Annotated in this window: 16 protein-coding genes, 7 pseudogenes and 1 riboswitch; of the genes and pseudogenes, 15 read left to right on the plus strand and 8 right to left on the minus strand. The window is 57.4% G+C overall.

The genetic code is table 11. The features are described 5' to 3' along the window. Window positions 1-42 precede the first annotated feature (42 nt). Window positions 43-615 (plus strand): recombinase family protein, encoded by a 573-nt coding sequence (locus C2L64_RS46115; RefSeq protein WP_097218196.1) that lies wholly within the window; start codon window positions 43-45, stop codon window positions 613-615. A 16-nt stretch (window positions 616-631) separates the two neighbouring features. Here C2L64_RS46115 and C2L64_RS46120 read toward each other — a convergent pair whose 3' ends face one another. Further along, window positions 632-1,207, minus strand: coding sequence for a recombinase family protein (locus C2L64_RS46120; protein ID WP_103154018.1), 576 nt, complete (start codon window positions 1,205-1,207; stop codon window positions 632-634). Window positions 1,208-1,472: 265 nt separating this feature from the next. On the opposite strand from C2L64_RS46120, the gene C2L64_RS46125 reads away from it, so the two are divergent. From C2L64_RS46125 to C2L64_RS46145, 6 genes are all read left to right on the plus strand, one after another. After that, entirely contained in the window at window positions 1,473-2,672 is a 1,200-nt protein-coding gene (locus tag C2L64_RS46125; RefSeq protein ID WP_158660601.1) for an EAL domain-containing protein, read from the plus strand. A gap of 276 nt (window positions 2,673-2,948) precedes the next feature. Beyond that, a complete protein-coding gene (locus C2L64_RS46130) occupies window positions 2,949-3,956 on the plus strand; it encodes a hypothetical protein (RefSeq protein WP_158660602.1) in 1,008 nt (335 codons plus the stop codon). Window positions 3,957-4,018: 62 nt separating this feature from the next. Further along, window positions 4,019-5,101 carry a hypothetical protein gene (locus tag C2L64_RS46135; protein ID WP_158660603.1) on the plus strand — a complete coding sequence of 361 codons (1,083 nt, stop codon included), beginning with the start codon at window positions 4,019-4,021 and terminating at the stop codon, window positions 5,099-5,101. Next, a complete protein-coding gene (locus C2L64_RS46140) occupies window positions 5,085-6,386 on the plus strand; it encodes a nucleotide sugar dehydrogenase (protein WP_103154022.1) in 1,302 nt (433 codons plus the stop codon). Before C2L64_RS46135 ends, C2L64_RS46140 begins: the two co-directional genes overlap by 17 nt. Window positions 6,387-6,405: 19 nt before the next feature. Further along, the gene (locus C2L64_RS53780; RefSeq protein ID WP_158660604.1) at window positions 6,406-7,083 is read left to right on the plus strand and encodes a glycoside hydrolase family 16 protein; all 678 of its coding nucleotides are present in this window, start codon (window positions 6,406-6,408) and stop codon (window positions 7,081-7,083) included. Next, window positions 7,080-8,297: a glycosyltransferase gene (locus C2L64_RS46145; protein WP_158660605.1), complete on the plus strand. Its 1,218-nt coding sequence runs from the start codon at window positions 7,080-7,082 to the stop codon at window positions 8,295-8,297. The genes C2L64_RS53780 and C2L64_RS46145 overlap by 4 nt, the downstream gene beginning before the upstream one ends. A gap of 121 nt (window positions 8,298-8,418) precedes the next feature. Here the strand turns inward: C2L64_RS46145 and C2L64_RS46150 are convergent. The 4 genes and pseudogenes from C2L64_RS46150 to C2L64_RS56455 all read right to left on the minus strand — a co-directional run. Continuing rightward, window positions 8,419-8,622, minus strand: a pseudogene (locus C2L64_RS46150) (DUF445 family protein); the annotation flags it as partial. Next, window positions 8,591-8,929, minus strand: coding sequence for a hypothetical protein (locus C2L64_RS46155; protein WP_103154024.1), 339 nt, complete (start codon window positions 8,927-8,929; stop codon window positions 8,591-8,593). The gene C2L64_RS46155 and the pseudogene C2L64_RS46150, both read right to left, overlap by 32 nt. A gap of 289 nt (window positions 8,930-9,218) precedes the next feature. After that, window positions 9,219-11,797: pseudogene (locus tag C2L64_RS56450) on the minus strand (Tn3 family transposase). Window positions 11,798-11,842: 45 nt separating this feature from the next. Then, window positions 11,843-12,298: pseudogene (locus C2L64_RS56455) on the minus strand (DUF4158 domain-containing protein); the annotation flags it as partial. A gap of 173 nt (window positions 12,299-12,471) precedes the next feature. On the opposite strand from C2L64_RS56455, the gene C2L64_RS46165 reads away from it, so the two are divergent. Beyond that, window positions 12,472-13,140 (plus strand): DUF6880 family protein, encoded by a 669-nt coding sequence (locus tag C2L64_RS46165; RefSeq protein ID WP_103154025.1) that lies wholly within the window; start codon window positions 12,472-12,474, stop codon window positions 13,138-13,140. Between the two features lie 248 nt (window positions 13,141-13,388). Next, window positions 13,389-13,739 (plus strand): annotated as a pseudogene (locus C2L64_RS46170) (IS3 family transposase); the annotation flags it as partial. Between the two features lie 49 nt (window positions 13,740-13,788). On the opposite strand, the pseudogene C2L64_RS46175 reads toward C2L64_RS46170, so the two are convergent. Further along, window positions 13,789-13,995: pseudogene (locus tag C2L64_RS46175) on the minus strand (IS256 family transposase); the annotation flags it as partial. 363 nt (window positions 13,996-14,358) lie between these two features. After that, window positions 14,359-17,514 carry a type ISP restriction/modification enzyme gene (locus tag C2L64_RS46180; protein WP_103154026.1) on the minus strand — a complete coding sequence of 1,052 codons (3,156 nt, stop codon included), beginning with the start codon at window positions 17,512-17,514 and terminating at the stop codon, window positions 14,359-14,361. A gap of 380 nt (window positions 17,515-17,894) precedes the next feature. After that, a riboswitch (SAM-I-IV-variant riboswitch) is annotated at window positions 17,895-18,000 on the plus strand. 28 nt (window positions 18,001-18,028) lie between these two features. Between C2L64_RS46180 and C2L64_RS46185 the strand changes: the two genes are divergently transcribed. From C2L64_RS46185 to C2L64_RS55335, 3 genes are all read left to right on the plus strand, one after another. Further along, window positions 18,029-18,457, plus strand: a complete 429-nt coding sequence (locus C2L64_RS46185; RefSeq protein ID WP_103154027.1) for a DUF3293 domain-containing protein — start codon at window positions 18,029-18,031, stop codon at window positions 18,455-18,457. Between the two features lie 236 nt (window positions 18,458-18,693). Further along, the gene (locus tag C2L64_RS46190; RefSeq protein WP_158660606.1) at window positions 18,694-19,047 is read left to right on the plus strand and encodes a hypothetical protein; all 354 of its coding nucleotides are present in this window, start codon (window positions 18,694-18,696) and stop codon (window positions 19,045-19,047) included. Beyond that, window positions 19,044-19,553, plus strand: coding sequence for a hypothetical protein (locus tag C2L64_RS55335; protein ID WP_244212312.1), 510 nt, complete (start codon window positions 19,044-19,046; stop codon window positions 19,551-19,553). The genes C2L64_RS46190 and C2L64_RS55335 overlap by 4 nt, the downstream gene beginning before the upstream one ends. A 4-nt stretch (window positions 19,554-19,557) precedes the next feature. Here the strand turns inward: C2L64_RS55335 and C2L64_RS56460 are convergent. After that, a pseudogene (locus C2L64_RS56460) lies at window positions 19,558-19,656 on the minus strand (hypothetical protein); the annotation flags it as partial. 183 nt (window positions 19,657-19,839) lie between these two features. On the opposite strand from C2L64_RS56460, the pseudogene C2L64_RS55340 reads away from it, so the two are divergent. The 3 genes and pseudogenes from C2L64_RS55340 to C2L64_RS46205 all read left to right on the plus strand — a co-directional run. Then, window positions 19,840-20,068, plus strand: a pseudogene (locus C2L64_RS55340) (IS21 family transposase); the annotation flags it as partial. A 219-nt stretch (window positions 20,069-20,287) separates the two neighbouring features. Next, window positions 20,288-21,421, plus strand: a complete 1,134-nt coding sequence (locus tag C2L64_RS46200; RefSeq protein WP_158660607.1) for a helix-turn-helix transcriptional regulator — start codon at window positions 20,288-20,290, stop codon at window positions 21,419-21,421. Continuing rightward, window positions 21,408-22,760, plus strand: coding sequence for a hypothetical protein (locus C2L64_RS46205; RefSeq protein WP_103154031.1), 1,353 nt, complete (start codon window positions 21,408-21,410; stop codon window positions 22,758-22,760). The genes C2L64_RS46200 and C2L64_RS46205 overlap by 14 nt, the downstream gene beginning before the upstream one ends. Window positions 22,761-22,870 lie beyond the last annotated feature (110 nt).

The following is a 22,870-nucleotide window of genomic DNA, read 5'->3' on the forward strand; positions in this document are numbered from 1 at the left end:
TCAGTTCCTATAGTTCCGCCGGGCCATATGACTCGGACAAGAATGAGAATTGGATACGCGAGAGTTTCTACCGATGATCAAAACCTCGATCTGCAACTGGCAGCGCTAAAGAAAGCGGACTGCGACGACATCTTCACCGATCAGGGCGTATCGGGCGCAAGGTTCTCCCGTCCGGGCCTCGAACAGACGATGGCGGCGCTATCGAAGGGCGATACCCTCGTCGTGTGGCGTCTGGACCGGCTTGGACGCTCGCTCACGAAGCTCGTCGAACTCGTCGATGCACTCGGCGCGAGGGGCGTTCAGTTCGTCTCGCTGACCGAGTGCATCGACACCACATCGCCTGGCGGCACGTTTCTCTTTCACATCATGGCCGCGCTGGCCCAGTTCGAGCGCTCGCTGATCGGCGAACGGACCCGCGCCGGCATGGTTGCCGCGAAAGCACGCGGGCAGCACGTCGGCAGGCGACGCGCGATGACGCAAAGCGAGTGCGTCGAAGCACAACAGTTGCTCGCGCTGCAATCGTCGCAGGCCGTCGCGCAACGTTTCGACGTGCATCCGCGCACCTTGCTGCGCAGCTTGCGCCGATACGGCATCGAGACGCAGCGGACGGTTTGAAGCACGCCTCGTGGTATCAGAGGCCAGCAGAGTCCGCGTGAGTGACGGCGTTACGCAGCACACGTTGAATCGTGCGCGGGTGAACGCTGAACTTCGCAGCCAGCTCAACGATTGAAATCGTTTCCGACAGCACGAGCGCCTCGGCGCATTGCGCCTCTGTCATCGAGGCATGCCGCCCGATTCGTCTGCCTCGCTCTCGTGCGGCCTTCATGCCGCTGCGCGTGCGTTCGCTGATCAAGGTTCTTTCGAACTGCGCCAATGCCGCCATCATGTGAAAGATGAACGTGCCGCTGCCGGAAGTCGTATCGATCGACTCTGTCAGAGACTGGAAGCGGATGCCCCTTGATTCCAGTGTTTCGATCAACTCGACGAGCTTCGTCAGCGAGCGTCCCAACCGGTCCAGACGCCACACGACGAGTGTATCGCCGGGCTCGAGTTGCGTCAGCGTGTCATCCAGTCCGGGGCGGCGGAATGTCAAACCGGATACGCCGTGATCGTGAAAGAGCCGTTCACAACCGGCTGTCCTCAACGCAGATACCTGCAGATCAAGGTTCTGTTCTTCAGTCGAAACGCGCGCGTAACCAATCTTCATTGTCGTGCCTCACCTGAACGCATTGTCTTGCCGCGCATGCCCGGCAATCGAGTGCTCTTCATGTATTGACACAAAGGTTCCCTTTTGTCGCAGCGAAAAGCCGTGTCAACGGACACAGCAGGTTCATGTTTTCTCTCTGGTTTTTTTAAAGCGGTGAACTATGATGGATCGTGACACAAGGGAACCCTTTTGTACCTCGCTGCGAGGGCCTTCGGCGAAACGGCGGGATGGGTTCGGCGCAATGAGTCATCGCAGGCTACATGGATTGAAGCCCGAACTCGAAACGTTGCTCAAACGCTTCGGTGTCGGACAGATTACGCGCAGCGGCAAACGGGTTTTGTGCATTGTCGCCAGCATCGTCAATCTTCCTCAGATCGAGCATGCATGCGGCGCACGGTTCATGTTGAACATGCGTCAGGTGCTGCGCGAACGCGCGCGCGATTTGTGCCGCGAGCATGCGGGCACGGTCGCTATGAGCGGCGAACATATGCTGTTCGTGTTCGATGCGCTCCCGTACGCGTGCCGCGCTCGCAGTGATATGGACATGCTGCCCGCCCATCTGCTGGATAGCATTCTTACGCGCCTGTCCGAGCGTCCCGTGCGATTCGGCGCGGCTGTCGCGTTTCCTCTGATGCAAGCCAGCATCGGCCGATTCGACGACGAGCCCTTCGACATCGCATCGGTCAATTCCGCGTTGTCCGTCGGCATAGCGGCAGGCGACTCGCAAGCACAGTTTGCGATGGACACACGCGTCGCGGAGTCAGTGTTCGGCGCGATGCATGACGGCCTGCTCGATTTCGACCTGGAGCCTATCTGCGACGCCAGGGAACCGGCGGCGACACTCTATCTCGAAGCGCTGTTATGCAAGAAGGGCGATGCGTTGCGCGAGCGTCATCGGATCGGCTCGGAGGTGCGTGCGCTGGAACGTCTGGGCGTGGTGCGCCGCCTCGACAGATGGGGCGTGGGCGCGATCATCGACAGACTGAGGTCGAATCCGGACGCACGTCTTGGCTGCAATGTATCGGCGCGCAGCGCAGTCGTCGACGGCTGGTGGGCGCTCGTGTTCGCGACGCTCGCCTGCGAGCCCGATGTCGCGTCGCGGCTGACTGTCGAGATCACCGAGACATTTCCTCTTGCCCATCTGGACGCGACGCGCGAGTTCGTCGCTGCGCTCAGGTCCCTGGGTTGCCGGGTGGCACTCGATGACTTAGGTCATGATTTCGGCAGCCTGCGCAACCTCATCACACTCGGCGTGGACATCGTCAAGCTGGACCGCGCGCTTGTGGCCGCATGCCGCGACGACGGGCCGGCGGTTGCGCGCTTCGCGCAACTCATCGAACTGGCGAAAGTTTGCGCGAGTTCGATCATCGTTGAAGGAATCGAAACCCGACGCGACGCGCAGATTGCTTGCGCAAGCGGCGCCACGGGCCTGCAAGGCTATCTGTATTCCTCCGCTGCCAACTGACTGTCGCGCCAATTGTGCATGCGTCGCGTTGGCATCCGCCAACGCATGCAGCGAACCGTCTCGCACTTGTCGGCCATGGAGACATGATTTGTCCCAAGCGCGACCCAGAATGCAACTACACAACAGACAGCTCTGGACATGAACTGTCCAGACAGACACCTACAGTACGTTGGGTCATTTGAGAACAATTAAAAGCAGCAGGCGAATAAACCGGTGCATCGATCAATGAACTTCAAGCGCTTTCAAAACACTATTGTTTCCACATATCGAATCACGATGGCGGCGATTCTTCTCTTGATCGTCGTCGGCGTGATGTCGTACCTGTTTCTGATGGGCTTTTACGCCGTCAACCGCAACTGGTCCGCGCCGATCGTGCTCTCTCCGACGCAAGAGAAAGTTCTGGCGTATCAACCGCAGGTATCGGCGCTCGAAGCTGCGTTGCTAAAGAACCGCGTCGATCTCGCTACGGCGACTGAAAAGTTCCGCGTCATCAATGAGCAAATGGTCGATACGCGTGCGCTGATCGAACGGTTCGATACGGCTGCGCATAGCGAGTCGCATGCGCTCGCGGTGACGGAGGCAGATATCCGTTCCGCGCTCGGCAGAAAGCGGCTCGACTCCGTGCAAACGGAGAAGGCCGCATCCGCTGCGAAACCAATGCTGGCTTCCGTCGATACCGATCTTGCAGCCGGGCTGATTACCAAGGATCAGGCCATGTCGCGGCGCCTCAACATCCAGTCGACGATGAACGCGATCACCGATTCGCACATCAGCGAGATCACGTTGCGTGAACAGGCTCGGGCCGCGGCGGCTGCAAGCCGCACGCTCGGCGGCGGACAGGCCGCTTCGCTGACCGCATTGCAGTCGCTGACCAACGAGGCGCAATTGCGCATGACCCTCGCACAGGCGACGGTCGATGCTGAAACGGCGCGGCAATCGATCGACCAATTGCGTGCAACTGTCGCGAATGCCGAGCGTGTGTTGAGTGTCGCGAAACGTTCACCCTATTACCTCGCGTTGTCGCACAGCGTTCCTGTCGTGTTCGTCCAATACGACAACCTCGCCAACGCAACGCAGGGTGCTCCCGTTTTCGACTGCTATCTGCAGGTGATCGCATGCCGGAAGGTCGGCACGGTCGAGCATGTCTACGACGCGGAAGAGTATGCACGGCAACCGCTCTTCAAGACCGATATCAAGGGACGATTTGCGCGCGTGTCGTTTTCTGTCAAATCCGCCGAGCAGTCGCCCGTTGTCTTTATCGGGCATAAGCCGCTGCTTTTCTAGGCGGGGACATGGAAAGTCCAGAACGTCTATCGGAAAACGTGAATAACAACATAGCGGAATTGATGCCCACCAAATTGAAAAGAACGCTTGTCTTTCTGCTTCTCTGTGCGTGGGGCACAGCAGGTGCGCAGACGTCGGCCGATGCTGAAAAGCAGGCGTATTGCCAGTACGTGCAGGATCAGGCCGATGCCGAACGCGCGCTCGACACGGGAATCGAGGGCTTTGGCCGTCTCGGGCAATCGGACTCGAACCCTGAACTCAAGCAGGTCGTCGTCGGCTTGTCGAAGAGCTTGTCGCGGCATTTGCAGGGTATCTCGGCCTCACGCGCCGCGCAGCTCGAATGCGAGTTGTACGGCCGCGCGCTGAGTGTCGAGCGCTTCGTCAAATATGGCATGCCGTCCATCGACCGGAAGATCGCCGTCCGGCAGGCGGCCGACCTGAAGGACGTGCTCGACATTCTCGACGAGGAGATCGCAGCGGCGGACAAACGGCTGCGTACGGGTAACGGCACGCTGTCCGATCTGCTGACGCTCAGGCAACAGCGCGACCAGATGAGCACGCAGTATGTCGCGGCAAAAATCGAAAGCACATCCGCGCAGGTACCGGACGTGCCGCAAGTCGATCTGAAGCAGGCGCTGGCCCAGATCGACGAGACGACGCTGGATCTTCAGGATGAACTGAACCACAAGCAGAAGTTGCAAGCTTGGGATGTCGCGCTGGTCGGCGGCATGCAGAAGCCGATCTCGGGTACTGCCATGAATACGTCGACGGGATACCGGCCGTTCGTGTCCGTCACGTTCACCTACAACTTCAACGCGGTGTCGTACGGACACAAGCTCGACAACGCAACCCGTTCGCTGATGACGATGCGGCGTCAACTGAACGACGAACTCGCGCAGAAGGTAGACGGATTGCAAAAGAGTATGGCCGAGCGTTTGAACGTGCAGAAGGAAAGCCTTCCGCAACTGCTCGACGAGCAAAGCCGTCTGAGCGGCGAGTACGAAAGGCTGCGCACGCTGGATTCACCGGAAGCGCTACGAATGAAATCGCAGATACGCGTCAGTCTCGCAATGGCCGCGATGAAGGTGCATCTCGCACGCTTGCAAATCACGTTACTTTCTCAGAGCTATGCGCAAGATCAATAAGATTCTGGTGGTTGGACTGGGTTATGTGGGATGCCCGCTCGCATTTGAACTCGCGAAGCATTTCTGCGTGACGGGCTACGATATCAACGCGAGCCGTATCGATGAATTGATCGCGGGTCATGACAGGACGGGCGAACTCGCCGTCTCCGAACTGCAATCCGCGGGTTTGTCGCTCACGAGCGACGCACACGCAGCGATGCACAACGCCGATCTCATCATTGTAACCGTGCCGACGCCAGTCACGGACGCGAACGTGCCCGACCTCGGGCCCGTGATCGATGCGACGAGAACGATCGCACGCCATCTGAAAGCAGGAGCGACTGTGATCTACGAGAGCACCGTGTATCCGGGCGTGACGGAAGACATTTGCGTACCACTGCTCGAACAACGCGACGACCGCACGGGCGAGCGCCGCTTGCAGCACGGCGCGGATTTCTGGGTCGCCTATTCGCCGGAGCGCATCAATCCCGGCGACCGAATTCATACGCTCACGTCGACCACCAAGATCGTGTCCGGCGATACGCCCGAGACGCTCGAACTGGTAGACAGCATGTACTCAAAGATCACGACGACCTACCGTGCGGCGAGCATCAAGGTCGCGGAGGCGGCCAAGGTCATCGAGAACACGCAGCGCGACGTGAACATCGCGCTGATGAACGAGCTGTCGCAGATCTTTTCGCGACTCGATATCGACACGCACGATGCAATCGATGCTGCCGCATCGAAGTGGAATTTTCACCGCTATGTCCCGGGCTTTGTTGGCGGGCACTGCATTTCCGTCGATCCGTACTACCTGACGCACCGGTCTGCGCAGGTCGGCTACATCCCCTCGCTGATTCTTGCGGCACGGGAAGTGAACGACAAGATGCCGGGCCTGCTCGCGGAAAAGACGCTCAAGGCGATGCGCCATCGGGGCTTGCCGCTCGATTCGAAAATCACGGTGCTGGGAATTACGTTCAAGGAGAACGTACCTGACATTCGCAACTCGAAGGCCGTGGGGCTCGTGCGCGAGTTCATGAGCTGGGGCATCGACGTGCAGGTCATCGATCCGTACGCCGACCCGAAGGAGGTCGAGCGGGAATACGGCATCAGGCTCACGAGCTACGAGCGGCGCGAGCCGGCGCGTGCGGTCGTGTTGGCCGTTGCACACAGCGAATTCGTCGAGGGTGGATGGAATATGATCCTCAAGCACATTCATCCGCGCCAGGGTGCGGTCGTCACGGACGTGAAAGGCGTACTGACGCGCGGTGAAGAGCCGCACAACGTGACGTTGGTGCGGGCGTGATTTCCGCAAGGTACGTTCAATGAAGACATTGTTGTGCGGAGCGCTCGCGCTGTGGTGGTTGAGCACAGCGTCGGCGGCGGAAATCGAATGGGCTGGCACTGGGTGGAACATCCGGTCCGGCGCGGGCAAGCCGTGCGCGTCGAACCGCTGGAACGAGCACGGCGCATGGGTCGATGTGGATGGCTGGCTGCATCTGAAGCTCGCTCGCATGGCGGACGGCCAGTTTGCCTGCGTCGAACTGGAGTCGAGGAGGCGGTTCGGGTTTGGCCGGTATGCATTCGAGATTCGCGGGCCGATCGGCGAGGTCGATCCCGATGTCGTGTTCGGCATGTTCATGTATCCGCCTGCCGACGTCGGACCCGATGGCACGAATGAGATCGACATCGAGATCGCGCGCTGGGGCGATGCAAATGCGCCGCAGATCAATTACACGGTTTGGAGTCGCAGCCGGGCCGGCAAGCGTCACACGGCGCTTGATGTACCTGCGGACACCTGTCAGTCCAGCTTTGGATTGACATGGCAACGCGACATGGTGGCCTGGTTGTCGCCGTTGCAAGGCAGCCAGCCGGCGATCTTTCAAGGCGATATCGCCGATCAGCCGCAAAAGCTCATAGTCAATCTTTGGCTATTCAAACGGCCTGCGCCGCGCAACGGTCGGGAGGTCGAATTCATGATCAAGTCTTTGGGGACGTTGTGATCGATACGTTTGTTCAGTTGATTTTCGCGCTGCCGCTGATGGTCATGGTGATGAATTTCGGCGTCACGCTGATGTTGCGATTCGGCGTGAAGTCGACCTTTCTCACGAAAAATCACGCTTTGCAGCCGCGCGTGAGTGTGCTTCTGCCATGCTTCAATGAGGGCGAGCATGTGTTTCGCACGATCGAAAGTATTCTCGCGAGCGACTATCCGATGGCGAAAGTCGAGGTGATTGCCGTGGACGACTGTTCCGCCGACGATACGTACGAGTGGATCGCGCGCGCCGCGAGCCGCTGGAGCAACGTGCGTGCATTTCGCAACCCGGTGAACTCGGGCAAACACCAGACTTTGTCTCATGCACTATCGCACTCGTCGGGCGAAATACTTATGTGCATCGACTCCGACTGCCTGTTCGACAAACGCGCGATTGCAGAATTGACGGCATGCTTCGTTGACGAGACGATCGGTGCAGTGGGAGGTCGCGTCGGCATCAGCAATGCGCGCGAGAACGTGCTCACCCAATGCCAGACAGTCGTCTACTACTACAGCTTTCAGATCATGAAGATGCTGCAGAACTGGACGCGGAATGTGATCTGTATTTCCGGGTGTCTGTTTGCAGTGCGGCGCGAGCATTTCGAAGCAATCGAGGAACAGGTGAAGCATCGCAACTGGTTCGGCGTCGGCGTGCGTGATGGGGAGGATCGCTATATGACGCATCTGCTTTTGCTGAAGGGCCTGAAAACCTACATTAACATCGATGCGCAATGCTGGACGGCAGCGCCGAACAATTTCAGACAACTGTTCATGCAGCAGCTTCGCTGGCGGCGCAGCGGTTTGCGCGATCTTTTATGGACACTGCGCACGTTCGACGCGAACCTGAAGGTGCTGCATCCGTTGACGGTGGTGAATCTGCTGATCCCGGGCGCGTTGCAAGTGCTTTGGCCAGCCATGTGCATTTACGGACTGGCGTCGGGTTGGCTCGTCGAGCATCTGTTGCAGGACATGCAACTCTATTTCGGCGTGTGGGTGGTGGTGGGGCTGCTTTACAACGTGTATGTGCGCTGGCACAACCCCGAGCAGAAGGTGAGCGCATTGACCATTGGTGCGCTCGGCATGTGGTTTATTGCCGATTCGTTTCTGATTACACTCGTGGCACTATGCACATTCGACGTCGGCGAGTGGGGCACGCGGGGTAGTTCGTCGAAGAAGGCTTGATGGCACGCGGCGTTCTGCACGGCAGCCGTTAGGGCACTGCGTTCCTCCGGACAAACTGCCGCGATTCCCTGACCGATACCGTGGTGGTTAGTCGCTGAGTTGGGGTCTCTTGCCGGTTTTGTTACACGGCATTGATCGCGGCTAGTTCGGCCAGATGGGTGCCGATATAAAGCAGCATCCCGATGAATCCACCGACCATCGTTCCATTGATCCGGATGTACTGCAAGTCCTTCCCGATGTCCAGTTCAATTTGATGCGACATCTCACGCGTATCCCAGTTCTTCACCGTGTCGCTAATGTGTCGGGTCAGAAATCCGGCGAGTTCGGTGTCGCCCGTCTTTGGTCAGCGTGTCGAGTATTGCGCCCGTAGACTTCGAAACGTCGAGCTTATCGAAAACGGTATGCAAGGCATCTTTTAGAAGGCCTTGGATACTTGCATCGTCTGCTACATCCAGCATGCGGTTTCCCCACTTGACCATATAGTCGCCAAACCGGTCCGCGTTGCCCGGCACGTGGCGGGAGAAGTTTTCGACATCCAGTGTCGGGGCGGCGCGGCGTCGCAACTGATGCCATTCGCGCTCGATGGCTCCGACCCAGCTTTCGCCTGCGGATTGTTGCGCCTTTAGTCGCAAACGTGTCTACGCCAATGGTGTTCGGAATGCACTGGATCGGAAAAGCCTGCGACGCACCGGTTTAAGAATGAAAGTTGTTGAATAGACGAGCAGAGGTATAGATATGTGGATATTTATATCTCCAGATATGGCACAATCCCGGCAAAGCGGGCGACGGCGCGCAGGGTGTACGCCGCGTGGTTGGCAATTTTCGCCCAACCCCCGAAAACTGAAAATCTCCTTTAGACCCTCACGGACAAGGCTTCCCGGGCCAGATGAATGGCGGAACTGGCGTCCTGAAAGTCGGGTGTCAGCCGTCCTCATCCTCCTCGTCGGCTGCCGCCTGCAGCATGCGGGCCCAGTACTCGGGGTCGGCGTAATACGAGGCGAGCGCGTCGATGTCGACTGGCGCGGTCGCGGCGCCGAAATCCATGGCGCCAAAGAGGTTGACGTGCCGCCAGGCGACTGGCGACATGCTGGCGATGAACGCCATCGCGGCCTCGTCGCCCGTGGCACGCTTCTGCTCGTGAACCCGCGAGAGCAGCGTGGTGTTGTAATGGATGATGGCGTTGGCGATGAGGCGCGCGCACTCGTTCCACAATTGCTGCTCGGCCTCGGTGTGCACGCGCAGCTTGCCGCCGTTGACGAAGGCGACGGCGCGGCGCAGCCGGTGATACGCTTCACCCCGGTTGAGGGCCTTCTGTATTGACTGACGCAGGCCGACATCGTTGATGAACTGCAGGATGTGGCGTGTACGGCAGAGGTTGTCGAGCTCCCACAGTGCCTTTTTCGTCTGGTTCTGGCGCTTGTAGCTCGCGAGCTTGCGCACGATGGTGGCCTGCGAGACCTGCTTCTGGCCGAGCGAGGCCATGATCCGCTGGACGGCGGGCCATTCACGGATGATCATTTCGTCATTGGATTTGCGCGAGGGTTTGATGAGCCACTTGCCGTAGTGACCCGGTGCATGACGGCCAACGAGGCCGGCAAGTTTCTTGTGAAAGTCGCGATAGCGCGGCGCGAACTGATAGCCGAATGCATACAGGATCCAGTAGTTCACCTGGTTGGTGCCGTGCGTGTCGGTGGAATGCAGTTGTGGGCGGATGTCGGAGGTGTTGTTGTAGAGCAGATCGAACACGTAATGGCTCTCGTGTTCGTTAGCGCCGAAGACGGTCAGGTTGAACGGCACGTGGTTAGCGACGGCGGTGTTTGCGCTGATACCCTTGTCGAGGCCGAAGTATTTGGGCGAATGGCGAGCCTGGAAGGTATCGAACTGGGTCTCGAAGCGCTGGCCATCACTGCTTGAATGGATCTGGTCGCCGATGTTGAAGAGGTGAAAGGCGGGCAGCTCCGCAGTCGCATTGCTGATCGCATCATTGGCCGAGTGCACTGTTTCAACGCGAAGATAATTGCGTGCGCAACTCACGAGCGCGGCGTAACTGAGGCCCGAGACTTCGGCCATTTTGCGCAGCCCATATTGGTGCCCATTGCGATGATACAGGCGAGGAGCTCCCGTGGATCGGCCTCGTGTTTGACGTACCGGTCGAGCACATGCGTGAATCCCTCGAGAAAGCCGGTGCGAACGGCAACGAACCAGAGCAGCCGCGAGATGTCGATGCTGGGGATCTGGCCGTAGAAGGCGTGATTGACGTTCTCATCGGGCTCCGGATAGCCCAGGTTCAGGCGAGGCCTGCCGCCCTGGTGCCGAACCCTGAGGTAGGGATCGTCGCCTCCGTCGATGTGATGGTTGACATGTTCGAGGAGGCGCTCGATGTCATCATGCAAACCGGCAAGCGTCTGCGCGACGGGCGCGAGCAGGACCTGCAGGTTGAGCTCGTTGAGAATGGCGTCCTTGTGCCGCCAGCGCGCGTCACTGATCAGGTCGTCTTCGAAACGGCGAAACTCGTTGCTGTCGTGACAGAAGACGTCGCCTGCCTCAAGTGCGTTGCGCAGCAGCCGGTAGACGAGAAACTCGAAGCGATCCACATCGAGCCGCTTCGCCTTGCCGGATCCGGGGTGATAGAGATGGGGCTTGAGTGTCTTCGGGATGAACGCCGTGGGGAAGGACGATGGATTGCACTGTCGAAGTGGCGTGCCGCCGCGCAGGCACTCCTGCAGAAAGTCGACGGCTTCGAGCAACGGCGTATCTTCGACGCGGCCGGCCACGGCCAGTTCGGCAAACAGATGCCGCAGATTGCGTTTGAACGCGTGTGAGAGCGCCGTATAGCGTGACCACTCGAAGCTGGCCTTATCGAAGGTGACGTTGCACATGTATTGTGCAACGGTCTCGATGCGTTCGGGCGCGAGCAACGCGAAAGCTCTCTGGCGCACGCTGGCAAAGGAGGCATTATATGGAATCGAGCCGTCGACGAACAGGCGCAGGACTTCACCCGCGGCTTTCAGGTGAGTGCCCGCTTCGGTGAGCGCGTTTTGCGCCGCCTCGCCCGCAGCCTGCCGCGCAGTCTGCTCGTAGTCGTTGACGAGACAGATGAAGGCCTCGATCAGGCGGTCGTTTACCTGGCGAAAGCGGTGGCAGGTGAAGCACAGCAGGTACAGGCGCGCGACGCCGGGGGCCATGCGACGCAGCTTGTAGACGGTGTAGAAGGTGACGAGCGAGGCATAGTAGCGGATGCTGTCCGCGGAGATGCCGGTGGCGTCGAGAAACCGCTGGGCGAATGCGTAAAGCGGTGCGAAGAACGCTCTGCGTTCGGATTCCTGCTGCAGTTCCTTGTAGCTGAAGTCCTTTGGTTCGCGCTTGAGGAGCGTCACCTGATAGATCGAGTCGTCGACCTCGAGCATCGCATCGAGCTGCTGCGCGATTGACCTGGTGAGCGCACGTTCGAGCAGCGCCGAGACGCGCTGGCGCTCCGCAGCGACCGCACGCCCAACCATGTCCTGCAGGAATGAGTAGGTAGGCGCGACAACACGTTCGTGCTTCAGATACTGCAGGCATTCGCGCAGGATGAAGGCGGGCTGTGTGGAAAGCCTCGCAAGGCGCCGTGCCCGCTTTTCGAGGTCGGCCTTCCTGGCACCCTCGCATAGCCGAAAGCCGAACAGATCAAGGATGCTGTGCTGTAGGGCGCGGCGCGTCGGTGCCGAAGGAATCGCTATGGCGGGAGGCGCTTCGTCGGGGAAGTGCCGCGCGACGATGTAGCGCAGATCATCTGCCACGGCCGGCGGGTCGTAGTGGAAGAACTGGAATCTGGCCTTGAAGTACCCGAGTTGCAGGATGAGGTGGACCGCGACCGGAAGTGTGCGCGCCCGGACGAGCTGCTGTTCGGCGTTGCCGAGCTCGAAGTACGTGTGCCGGTCTTCGTCGGTAAAGCGCGGCAACGCATACAGTTCGTCGATTTCGGCACGTGTGAGGATCGAGAGGCGGTGCGAGGCGGACATGAGTTTATATTCTTGAACGCGCGCAAGTGGGAATCAGAGTTTCGCTTTGCCTGAGCGTCAGCTTGCTGGCTGCGGGCGGGCCTTGGGTTGCGTTGCCGAACGTAGCACAACCGAGCGATCCACCATTTCACCGTAACCGTGGCCTCAGCGGCTTTCATTCTGCAGGAGGAGCAATGTCGAACGAGGAGAATCCGATCGATGCCAAAGCATTGGCGGCTGTCGGACCAGGACGCTTGGCGACGCTGCTGGCCGAGGCGGCTATGACGAACCCGGCCATGCGTCGTCGGTTGCAATTCGAGCTGTCCGCACAAAAAGGCGAAAACGTTGCGGATGCCGTTCGCCAGTGGGTCAGCGAGTTCGGCGCACAAACGGCATTTCTCGACGCGGAGCAGGTGGGCGAACTGGCCGAGGAGCTCGACGCCATGCGGGTCACCATTGCCTCGAATGTTTCCGCGGCGGCGCCCGATCTTGCGCCGGATCTGATGTGGCAGCTCTTCACGCTGGCCGGAACAATCTTTGAGCGTACGACCGAAGAGGGATGGGAAGTCAGCTGCGTTTTCGACGAGGCCTGCTCCGATCTGGTCAGGGTAAGCGTCGACGCGGACGTCGAACCGATGGAATTCACCATGAAAGTTGTCGCGGCGATCGCCTCCGAACAGTACGGAGAGTACCGTGCCCTGATTCGGGCTATTGCATCCGCTCAGCCGTGGGCACCTGCCTACGTCTCTGACCTGAAAGCCTTGCTCCATCGATTGCTGGAGGAGCCGCCCAATCCGAATAGCGAACGCAGCAGGGTTTTGCGGCATGTCTTGCAGGAATTCGACTCCCTGTCTCCAACATAGTTTGGTCGGCGATTTTCCTACTGCGCATTCCCGGAATGCCTTGCCTGGAAAAGATTTGAGGAGGATTTTCAGTTTTCGGGGGATGGGCAAAAATAGCCAGACTCCACACCAACCCCTGAAATCCGACATTTCTAATTAGCCACAACCCAGACATTTCAAAAAAGCCTCGACAGACAGATTGTCAAAGCCATTTTGAAATGTCCGCTTTGGGGGTGCGGCGGAATTCTTGGACTATTAGGAGCTAGTCCATGTATTCGTATGAAGACCGCATCCGAGCGGTCAAGCTCTACTTGAAGCTTGGAAAACGCCTTGCCGCGACCGTTCGTCGATTGGGCTATCCCACAACGAAATCCCTCGAACGTTGGTATCACACATACGAGCGATGCCTGGATTTGCCGAAGGAACGTATTTGCGTGAGGCCACGCTATTCGGCAGAACAGAAAAAGGCGGCCACGGACCACTACATGAACCACGGTCAGTGTCTGGCAGCAACGACAAAGGCCTTGGGATATCCGGGACGCGGGACGCTCGTCGCCTGGCTCGACGAGTTGCATCCTGAACGAAAGAAACGCGCTCTCGGGAAGACTTCGGGTATTCGGTAGAGATAAGGTCAAGAGTGGTGTACGGGCAGCTTGATGGCCGGCGACGTCAGGCGGCGAGTTTCTGCTGACCGGGTTGATCGTCTTGCACCGGTTCACCGTCCTTGAAGGCAATGCCTTCCAGCAACAGCTTGATCTGTTCGGGACCATTGATGCGGCGCCACGTTTTCTCGGCTTCCTCGATCAGCTTGAATGCCAGACCCAGGAAGGTCGGTCGCGACACGCAGTTGCGCGTACGCGTCGTCCGGTGGCGTACCATCATCATTGACGCGCACGGGAAAGTCACCTACGGCGTCGCGAGGTGCTTACGGGTACTCGTCCTTTCCGTGCAAAATCTGGCGGTAGCATCGCGCAGAGCCGCTTGCAGCAAGGCGCTGCGTGTCAGGATCGCCATGCAAACCACGATTGTTCAAGTCATTGATCGGTATGGGATTTCGGGATCAAAGCGCCTATAAGGACGGGTCGGGCGGTCATTTTCTGGTGTTCGCCCCACCCAGTAACCCGTTATATCTACAGCCGGTTCCGCCCCGATACTAATTCGGCTTCATCTGGGCTGTGATTCGATGACGACGTCGGCTGGCAGCCGGTTGCACTTGAGGACCATGAGACGTCGTAGTCGTCACTGCAACGGGTCCGGATCGACTGCGCCCGTTGTCATTTTTATGTCTCTCGCGATACGGTGCGTTTCCGAAAGTATCTTCAAAATTCGCTGATAAGTTTTTACGCGCTCGAAGTCGAGGACGTGGCCCTTGAGGTCTTTCAACCATTTTTGTGCAGGCTGGTAGCCACCGACTTTGAGAACCCACGCATGCTCTGGGACAGAGTCGAAATATTGCGTTGAATTGATCCAGATCTTGCCCTCCTCGAATTGATACCTCTCGACGGTGCCATTGCCTTCCCCCAGGAACGGATACGGCGCCGCTCCTATCGCGGTTGCATCCATCAGGTGCAGTTTGCGCAATCGGGCTCCGCTTTCCGAAATGTTCCAGAATTCATCCGGGCTATCCGGCCATGGAATTCGAGGGAAGTCAGTCTTGAGAAATTCAGCGTAGTCTTCCCGATAGGATGGAGAGTGCAGCACTCCGTACACATAGTCGAATACCGCGACGGGATCGGGCTCTCCCTTCACTGGATGTGTGGCAAGGCCCTTCAGACGCTGCAACAATTCCGGCTGGAAATTGGCGTGCGGAGCAGCGTCGAATGCGCCGCTCTCCGGGTATATCCAGAGCGGAAAGTTCACTGCGTTAGAACCTGTCGTAGCAGAGAAGAATATGGCCTCGGTCGGCTTATCGGTCACAAACGCATGGGCGAAGCTCGAATCGCGATGAGCCTTTGACGTCAGCAGTCCGATGTTGGGCCCACGGACATAGTGCGTCATGATTTGGGCCACAGGCCAACCGATCAACCCGCGTGCTCTGCCGGAGTAGAAAACGAACCGCCTGTCAAACAGTCGATAGTTGATTTCCTGAACGGGCAAACCAGGATGGTCCTTGACGTCCTTTTTTGCCCACTCGTATCGCCAGTCTCTAACGTCGGCAGGCAATCTGTATCTGGTTCTAAAATCCCGTTCCTCTAGGTTCACCAGGTCTTTCGCGACTTTGACCACGTCGGCTGCCGTGCGCTGGATATTCAACGCATCCCGCTTTGTGACAATGCCATTTCCATGTAGTGGCATGAATTCATCCAGCAGAAAGCCGGTTGAGTATCGATCCAGGCCTGCCATGCTTATTGGCGTCAAGCTAAATTGCGGTGCCCGGCAGTCCAGCGGCTTGAATATTCCGTCGGATATTGAAAGAGTCGAAAGGCGTGCGTACTTTTCCGCACGATCACCCCACAGGTCGGCGTGTAGCACCTTGGCAAGTTCGTCGGAAGACTGTCTTTTTTTCACGCCGATAATGATCGACACCCCTTGCTGGATGTCGAAGACATTCTTGTCGGAGAGTCCGGCTGGTGGAGATTCCTTCTTCTTGGTGCTCCCGTGAAGATCGAGAATCCATATCGTGTCGAAAGACTTCAGGAGATGCCACCGCATCCCGCGAAACGTGGGATTGTCGAGGTAGCCATGATTCGTGACGAAGCCCAGTACGCCCTCGCCATTGCGCTCGATCAGGTGCGACGAGAGCCGGATGAACTTGACGTAAAGGTCATTCAACCATTTGGAAGTTTTCTCGGTTAGCTTCGCTTTTCCGCCGGGTTCCTTTTTATAGTCATCCATGAGCGTACCCAGCCAACCCTCTGACTTGCCGCCTTCCCCAAGGTAAGGCGGATTACCAATCAGACACATGATTGGCATGTCGCGCTTGACGGTGTTGGCCTGCTTTACCTCATTGGAGAGCCATTGTGCAAACGGAAGGACCTGGTTGGCCGGTTCGCCTTCCTCAAGGGAGTTTGTGAGATACACCGACAGGCGCGGTGGTGCGCCTGCCGGTTTATAGCCAAGTTCAGTGAGAATCAATTCGAGCTTCATGTGACACATCGCATACGATGCCATCAGAAGCTCGAAGCCATGCAGGCGGGGGATCAGATCCTGCTCAATGTAAGAAGACCACATGCTCGGCGCGTTGTCTTTTACCTTGGGCGCGATCTGCTTGATTACTTCGGCCAGAAAAGTACCCGTTCCCGTAGCTGGATCCAGAACCTGGACACGATGAACGTCCTTCTTCACCTTTGTCCGGTTGCCTTTCTTGTCTGTTTGCCCTGTTTCCCAGTCGATTGTTATCCTGGACGTATCAGCCAGTCCGTCCGGAAGAGAAAACTCTGTTTGCAACACTGTATCTACGGCGCGGACAATGAAGTTAACGACAGGCTCAGGCGTGTACCATACGCCTCGTGCCTTACGCTTTGCTGGGTTATAGGCTGCGAGAAACGTCTCGTAAAAATGAAGGAACGGATCGTTTTGCCCTGACAGTTTGCCAAAGCCTTCCATGATCTGTGCGATGTTTGCCTCTCTGAAAACGGTCGCGAGATCATCGATGATCCATGCTATGCGATCGTCAAGATCGTAGCCGGCAAGGTAGGTAAAAAGATTTCGAAGGAACGGATTGGACTTGGGGAGCAGCCCCAATGCTTCTTGCCGCGAGAATGTATTGTCGGTCGTATCGTGCAGGCGAGCAGCAAACATGCCATAGGCAATCGTCTCTGCGTAGATATCAGCGAAGTCTTCGATACTGATATCGTGGATCAGATGATCCTTGAATGCACTGTACTGATTCCAGAATTCGGTTTCATTGTTTTCATCAGCTTTTAATGCATTATGAAGCACGTCCTTGATAAGTCTGGCCTTGCCGGCCATGATCCCTGCAAGCACACGGGGACTGGTAATGCTTTGCGGGCGTTGTGACACGAAATCGGCGAGCAGCGATTCGAGTTTTGCATACTCTTTTGGATTGGGCTGGATACCCTTGAGGTAGCCAGCGATTGTCACGGAAGCAACGAGCTTGCCGTTCCGGTAAAAATCCCAGTCCAGGCAATTGGTGTAAATCAGGTTGGGTAGCGCCTGACGATAGCGTTCCTGTTGACGCTTGTTGCCATCCTTCATTCCACGTAGCCCTACACCGACGTCCTTCGCTTCAATGTGGCCTATGACGAGCTCGCCCCGCTGTATGATGAAATCGGGCGCCCCGCACACAACGCGTTTGGGCTCGTTCAACGCGTGGATACCTTCCGAATAATCATTGAAAAGGTCCTCGATCGCCGAGCGATAAGAATGCTCGGTGGCAACGCCCGTTTTGAATGTCGAAACAATGCTGTCGATGAAGTTACTGACGGCGGACACTATGGATTTCCTTTTTCTTGTCGATTTGACGTTCGGTATGAAACGTTCGCAGGCTGCATATTACCGTGCTGATTGTCTGTGGGAGAGGTGAGACGACGCGCTGTAGCTGCTCGTCACGCGACGATTTGCCCGGATTCGATTTGCGCTCGAGGAGGATCCAGCGATCCAGCCGTCCTGGGCGTCGATGGGAAAATCGATTCACCCGCCAAGGTGCGGTCGTCAGCGAATCAGTCTGCGCTGGGATTCGACATGCGCCGGGCACTGCGGCCAGCGTATTCCCACCCGCGCTAGCAACGGGTACAAAGTGGCCGCACGACTGCCCCTGCGCAAAGATGCCCTAACATTTGCTTGACAAAAGGGGGAGGGTCGTGATCTAATGTTGTCCGCATTAAGAATTGGGTCGGCGCCCATGCCAACCTGCCTTCCCGGGCAAGGTGGACCGCGAAAGCGAATGTGGCTCTCTTGAGAGCAATCAAACGGGTTACGCGTCGACCCTCCTTTTACGGAGGGTTTTTTGCTTTCAGGCTCAAGGATTCCTAGTAAAACGATCCAGGCTTACCTGGAAACTGAATACATTGCTTCTGGCGACGAGGGTCCGACGTTAAGGATTGGTCTCGCCAATCCGGAGCTGGCGGCCCTTCACAAAGCTGATGGCGTCAATTGCAGCGCGTTCATTACCGCCTGCAATCCTTTCAGCCAGAATTGCAGTAACGGATTCAACGCCGCCAGCCAGGAAGCACTCGCTTGCGAAATAAAGCGGCTTGACCTGATTGCGATCGAAGGTATCGGCAAGCACCCGTCAAACAGATGGCCTGCCGAGTCGAGTTACCTGGTACCCGGACTTTCGCTTGAAGCGGCAAAGGCACTCGGTGCGCAATATCGTCAGAACGCGATTTTGTGGTCTGCGGACGCCACCACGCCTCAGCTCGTCTTGTCGCGTTGAATCGCTGTTTGCTGTTTGCGGGATTTGGCCGATCCCGGTTTGTAGACCATTGCGGATGCACCTAAAGCACATTGAATCTCTTTTAGCGCTCGCTAGATGGGTTCGGTTTCTCGTCGTTTCATGTCGCGGATTTAAAGCACAACTTGCAGCGCGACTCACAAATTCTGCTAAAGCGTCGCCACGCCTCTCTACCCCGAAGGCCGGTGAACGCCGTACTACCGGGGATGGAGAAAAGCATGACACAACCTCTTCTGGGCATTCTGCCTTCGCTGGACAGCCTGTTTGAGAGTTTCCAGTTTCAGATCGATGCGCCCGAGAATCACGTACTGTTAGCCGGGCTACCCGCTACCGTCCGTACCGGATCGTTCCTCTTCGCAAGGCCGCGCGCAGGAGTTCGGGAGGCCGTTGCAGCACGCTGCACGAATGGCGTCATTGGCGGATTTCGCGCAATCCGTTCGGCACAATGGATGAAGCAGGGTTTGCTCCCTGTGTACGCCTACGACCCCCCCCATATCGCCAGCTTCTTCGCCGCGCTTGTTCCGTACGTCGAGCACGAACGGTTTCAAAGCGAAGGGAGGGCTGGACAATGAAAGCACGCCAATCCCGCTATCCCATTGGCAAACTGCTCCTGGATGTGATTGATGGGTCAGGATTGGACCCGAGGGCGTTTTTTTCTGAACTCGGATTCACCAACTTTTCGAAGGCGATCGAACGACTGGATTGCTGGCTCATTCACGGAGAAGGGAATGCTCTGCTCCTGGAAAGGCTTCAATCCAGCCGGTTTGCCGTCGATGAACATCTGTTGAAGCAGGCGATGACGCAAAGCGATGCTCTGATCCGGCGGGAGCGTGGGGCTGTGGGCAAACGTGAGGAAGACGAGGCGAGAAGCGCCTTCGAACCGCGTCTTGAGGTGATTGCCGAACTGTCGCGCCCTACGCAGATAACGTTGTTCTGTCTCTCGGGTGGCAATCGGCGGTTTGGCACCCGATTACCCGACGATATTTCCGCATGGCCGTGGAGTGATCAACTTGCGTATCTGAAACGGACGTGCCGTTCCAGCCAAACGCGATCTGGAGGATGTGGTGCAGATCGGTGATCGTGCTGTCGCTGCGCACCAGAAGCCGTCGCCAGATCATCGGACTGATCTGGCGAAGCCATACGTGGAGCCGATAAATCCCGACGCCTGGTTCTTCGTCCATGATTACGCAAGCTTACCAAAATTCAGGGCCATACCTTCCAGCCCCCACTTTGTTCCGCTCCCCTACTACGCGGCCAAGCGCGTTGGTGGAACGCCATGCGACATGGGATGGGAATCTCAGGCTGTGCATCTGGTGCCAGTCGAAAAACTCGAGGAGGTGCTAAATCACCCAAACGACGCGCCCCTGATTGAGGCCATCAAGGCTGCCGTACAGCGCAGGATTCGGGCGACGGAGCTGCATCGGGAACTGAGGGAAGTCGTCTACGTAAGGGGGCATAAGCCAGCTCAAGGCATTCCTGGCGTCGTACAAGCGCCACAAAGCGGAGCGGGTCGTTCGGTTCGAGACACCGCCGGGCAGACAGATGCAGGCCGACCTAACGATCAACCTGGCAAGGCGCGGTGAACACCCAGTCGGCCGTGCTAGAGCACTTCACCACCTAAAGTTTCGCAACTTCTTTGCCGACAACGGTTGGAGATGGCGTCGTCCCTGTCTCTTCTCCTTTCGGCGGGAACGGGGAGCGCCCTACTAGGAATTGGTTTTTGGAATCGCGCACTGGTCGCGCGTAATGTTCCCCGACCGCGTTTTGGCTCTGCGAAAGCAAGCCCTTCAAACTTGCATATGTGAACAGAAAGTGAATAGAGACGAGAAGCCGCAACTGCATAAGTTTGATACGTTTGACTATCAAATAGTGGACGCGTTGTCCCGCGATGATTACATTTCGACGCCTGAACTGTGCGCGAAACTGCAGTCGAATCCGACGGCCACGTTTGTTAAAAACGTAAGTCGACGATTGAACCACCTTCTCGATGCGCTCCGGTGGGTGGAATGGGAACGGAGAGGGAAGACCGACTTTTGGCGCAGAGCCGAAGGGATGGACGAAATCACTGGGAAGAGCGGTCCCTCTCACGCCCTGGCGTTGAAGATGATGGAGCGCTTTTGTAACCAAAAGCTTCCACCGTTGCTAGGTAACTTGCTGACTCCTCACTTCAATGCCGCAGATGAAACACTCAAGCGCCATCCACATATATCGCCTCGTTACAAGGCGTGGGACGAAAAAATTAAGGTGGTAAGCGCTGGCTTTTCGGTCAGTTTCCCGGACGTCGACTCTGTCGTCTGCGACGCTATAGCGGAAGCTCTCTTTCAAGACGAATGTATCGACATCATTCATCGCGGAAGGACAGGGAAAGACGAAGCGGATGGAATGCCGCAGCGGGAGGCGGTGCTTCCCCTTGGTCTCGTAGAAAGCGACGGTTGCATATATCTTGTCGCGATGTCAAACAAACGTTCGTCGGAGCCTGAAATCTTCCGGATGGACCGTGTGTCGCTTTGCAAAGACGAAGGAGAGTTAGCGCGAGTTCCTGAACGGCTAAACGCCCCGAAGGATTTTTCTCTTGAAAATTTTATAGTCAAACAGAGAGCATTCGACTTATCCCCCGCAGGGGATATCGTTATTGAATTGTTGTTCAGAGAGGATAGCTTCAGGCATCTGCAGAATAGAAAGATAAGTGTCGACCAGATAACTGAAGTTCGCGATGGCGGTTCAATCTATGTCAAGGCGACTGTTACGAATTGCCGGAAGCTTCGGTGGTGGCTGCGGGAATTCGGCTACAAGGTCGAGGTGTTGGCGCCTCCTGATCTTCGCGAACGAATTCGAAGCGACGCGATGAAAGTCGCCCAAATGTATTCAAATCCCGCGCCCCAGTCTGTAGAGGGCAGTGGGCTGGAAGCATGCGTTGAGGAGAGTTGCTTTAATGAGCAAGATTGAGCGCTATTGGGAAGCGGTTAAGAAGCGGGTTGACGGCGGTGAACGAATTGACGATGAGATTGCGTCGGTTTGGGACGAACGCGCCGTAGGATCTGGTGTGCGTGAAGATGAAGGCGCTGGAAATTGTTCGGATAGCGCAGTGGCGGGTACGGCGGGAACCGCAGCGTGCCGGAGCGTGCCGAACTATTACTTCTATCGGTCAATTCGACACCGCAGGAGGAAACCTCAGGACGACTGGGGCATATTCATCATAAGCGGCGGCCGCGACGACGTGGCTTCGCTTTTTCGTGACGCTTTTGGCTCCGAGTCTGAGGCGCGGGACAAGGCCGACGAGTTCCTGACCGTTTGCGGTACCGCGCATTACCGGTTTGATGTCTATGCGATGTCATGTGAGGCGATTCTGGGGCGGTGGTTGTATCTACCATTCCAGAAAGAGAGCGAATCGGCGGGGGCTGTGCGGTTTGAAGATGTCTATGTGGTTGCGTGTGCCATGGAGTGGGCCGCCCGAAACGGAGTAACGGACGCCGTCGGGAAGGTGATAGACAAATGGACAAGTGACACGCGGGGCAGGCAATTCAGCGCGCGACGCCTGGGAGCGTATCTGTCCACAGCGCTTCTCGACAACTATGCCTCAGTAGTGAGAGGGTTGCGGTTTGACCAGGCAGAATGGGTTAGCACGATTCCGCGCGAACTGGAGTTGGGGTGCCCACCGTCCGTCTCCCTTGTCCGCGAACTTCCGTGCTCACACGAGCCGACCGGCGAGCCGTTATCAGCCGAGCAGTGGTTCCAGCGGTGGGGCGTGAGTAAGTATGAGCGCGGAGAGCGCGGAGGATGGGTTGTTAACCAAGACCTGTGGGTAGTCGGGGAAATATTTGAAAATGGTCGTTTCCCGCTCAGAATTGAGGAGGTGCACGGGGACTTTGTCTGCGTCGATACAAACATATCATCGTTTTGGCAGACTTTGCCCGGCCGGGTCACAGGGAACGTCAACCTGTCAAGCAACAGGCACATCAAGCGGCTCTCAGCGGAGCAGGACCAGCCGGGGGCTGGGAACGACGGGCTACATGGGCTGCGCCCAGATGTTTCAATCGAGGGATTCGAGCTTTGCATAAGTGTAGATTCAGAACCGGCACACTCGGTACCGACACACGTGCTGTCGCTGTTCAAGATAAGAAACTTGCAAAGGTTAGTAGCCACCTACCACGAAACTCGAGAAAGTAGTCGCCCGATTACATGGGTCGAAATAGTCAACGAGTACTTGCATGAAGGAAAGAGCGGGATGATGCGTTGCCAGACAGAACTGATTAAGGCGGGTTTTAAGGACCAGGCAAAGCTTTGACTGTGGTGCCGGACTGGACTCGCCGGTCTGCCACCGATCCCTGAGGCGATGACTTCAGGCCGCCTGTCCCGCGCCCCCTACGTTCACGTTGAAATGGACGCCTTAACCGG

This window comes from Paraburkholderia hospita (genome assembly GCF_002902965.1).
GTDB classification, from domain to species: Bacteria; Pseudomonadota; Gammaproteobacteria; order Burkholderiales; family Burkholderiaceae; genus Paraburkholderia; species Paraburkholderia hospita.

Bases quoted from the DNA above. Each gene is read 5' to 3' on its own strand.
- C2L64_RS53780 (WP_158660604.1), top strand. From the start codon at position 6,406: ATGAAGACATTGTTGTGCGGAGCGCTCGCGCTGTGGTGGTTGAGCACA.
- C2L64_RS46115 (WP_097218196.1), top strand. From the start codon at position 43: ATGAGAATTGGATACGCGAGAGTTTCTACCGATGATCAAAACCTCGAT.
- C2L64_RS46190 (WP_158660606.1), top strand. From the start codon at position 18,694: ATGACACAACCTCTTCTGGGCATTCTGCCTTCGCTGGACAGCCTGTTT.
- C2L64_RS46140 (WP_103154022.1), top strand. From the start codon at position 5,085: ATGCGCAAGATCAATAAGATTCTGGTGGTTGGACTGGGTTATGTGGGA.
- C2L64_RS46165 (WP_103154025.1), top strand. From the start codon at position 12,472: ATGTCGAACGAGGAGAATCCGATCGATGCCAAAGCATTGGCGGCTGTC.
- C2L64_RS55335 (WP_244212312.1), top strand. From the start codon at position 19,044: ATGAAAGCACGCCAATCCCGCTATCCCATTGGCAAACTGCTCCTGGAT.
- C2L64_RS46205 (WP_103154031.1), top strand. From the start codon at position 21,408: ATGAGCAAGATTGAGCGCTATTGGGAAGCGGTTAAGAAGCGGGTTGAC.
- C2L64_RS46135 (WP_158660603.1), top strand. From the start codon at position 4,019: ATGCCCACCAAATTGAAAAGAACGCTTGTCTTTCTGCTTCTCTGTGCG.
- C2L64_RS46130 (WP_158660602.1), top strand. From the start codon at position 2,949: ATGGCGGCGATTCTTCTCTTGATCGTCGTCGGCGTGATGTCGTACCTG.
- C2L64_RS46120 (WP_103154018.1), bottom strand. From the start codon at position 1,207: ATGAAGATTGGTTACGCGCGCGTTTCGACTGAAGAACAGAACCTTGAT.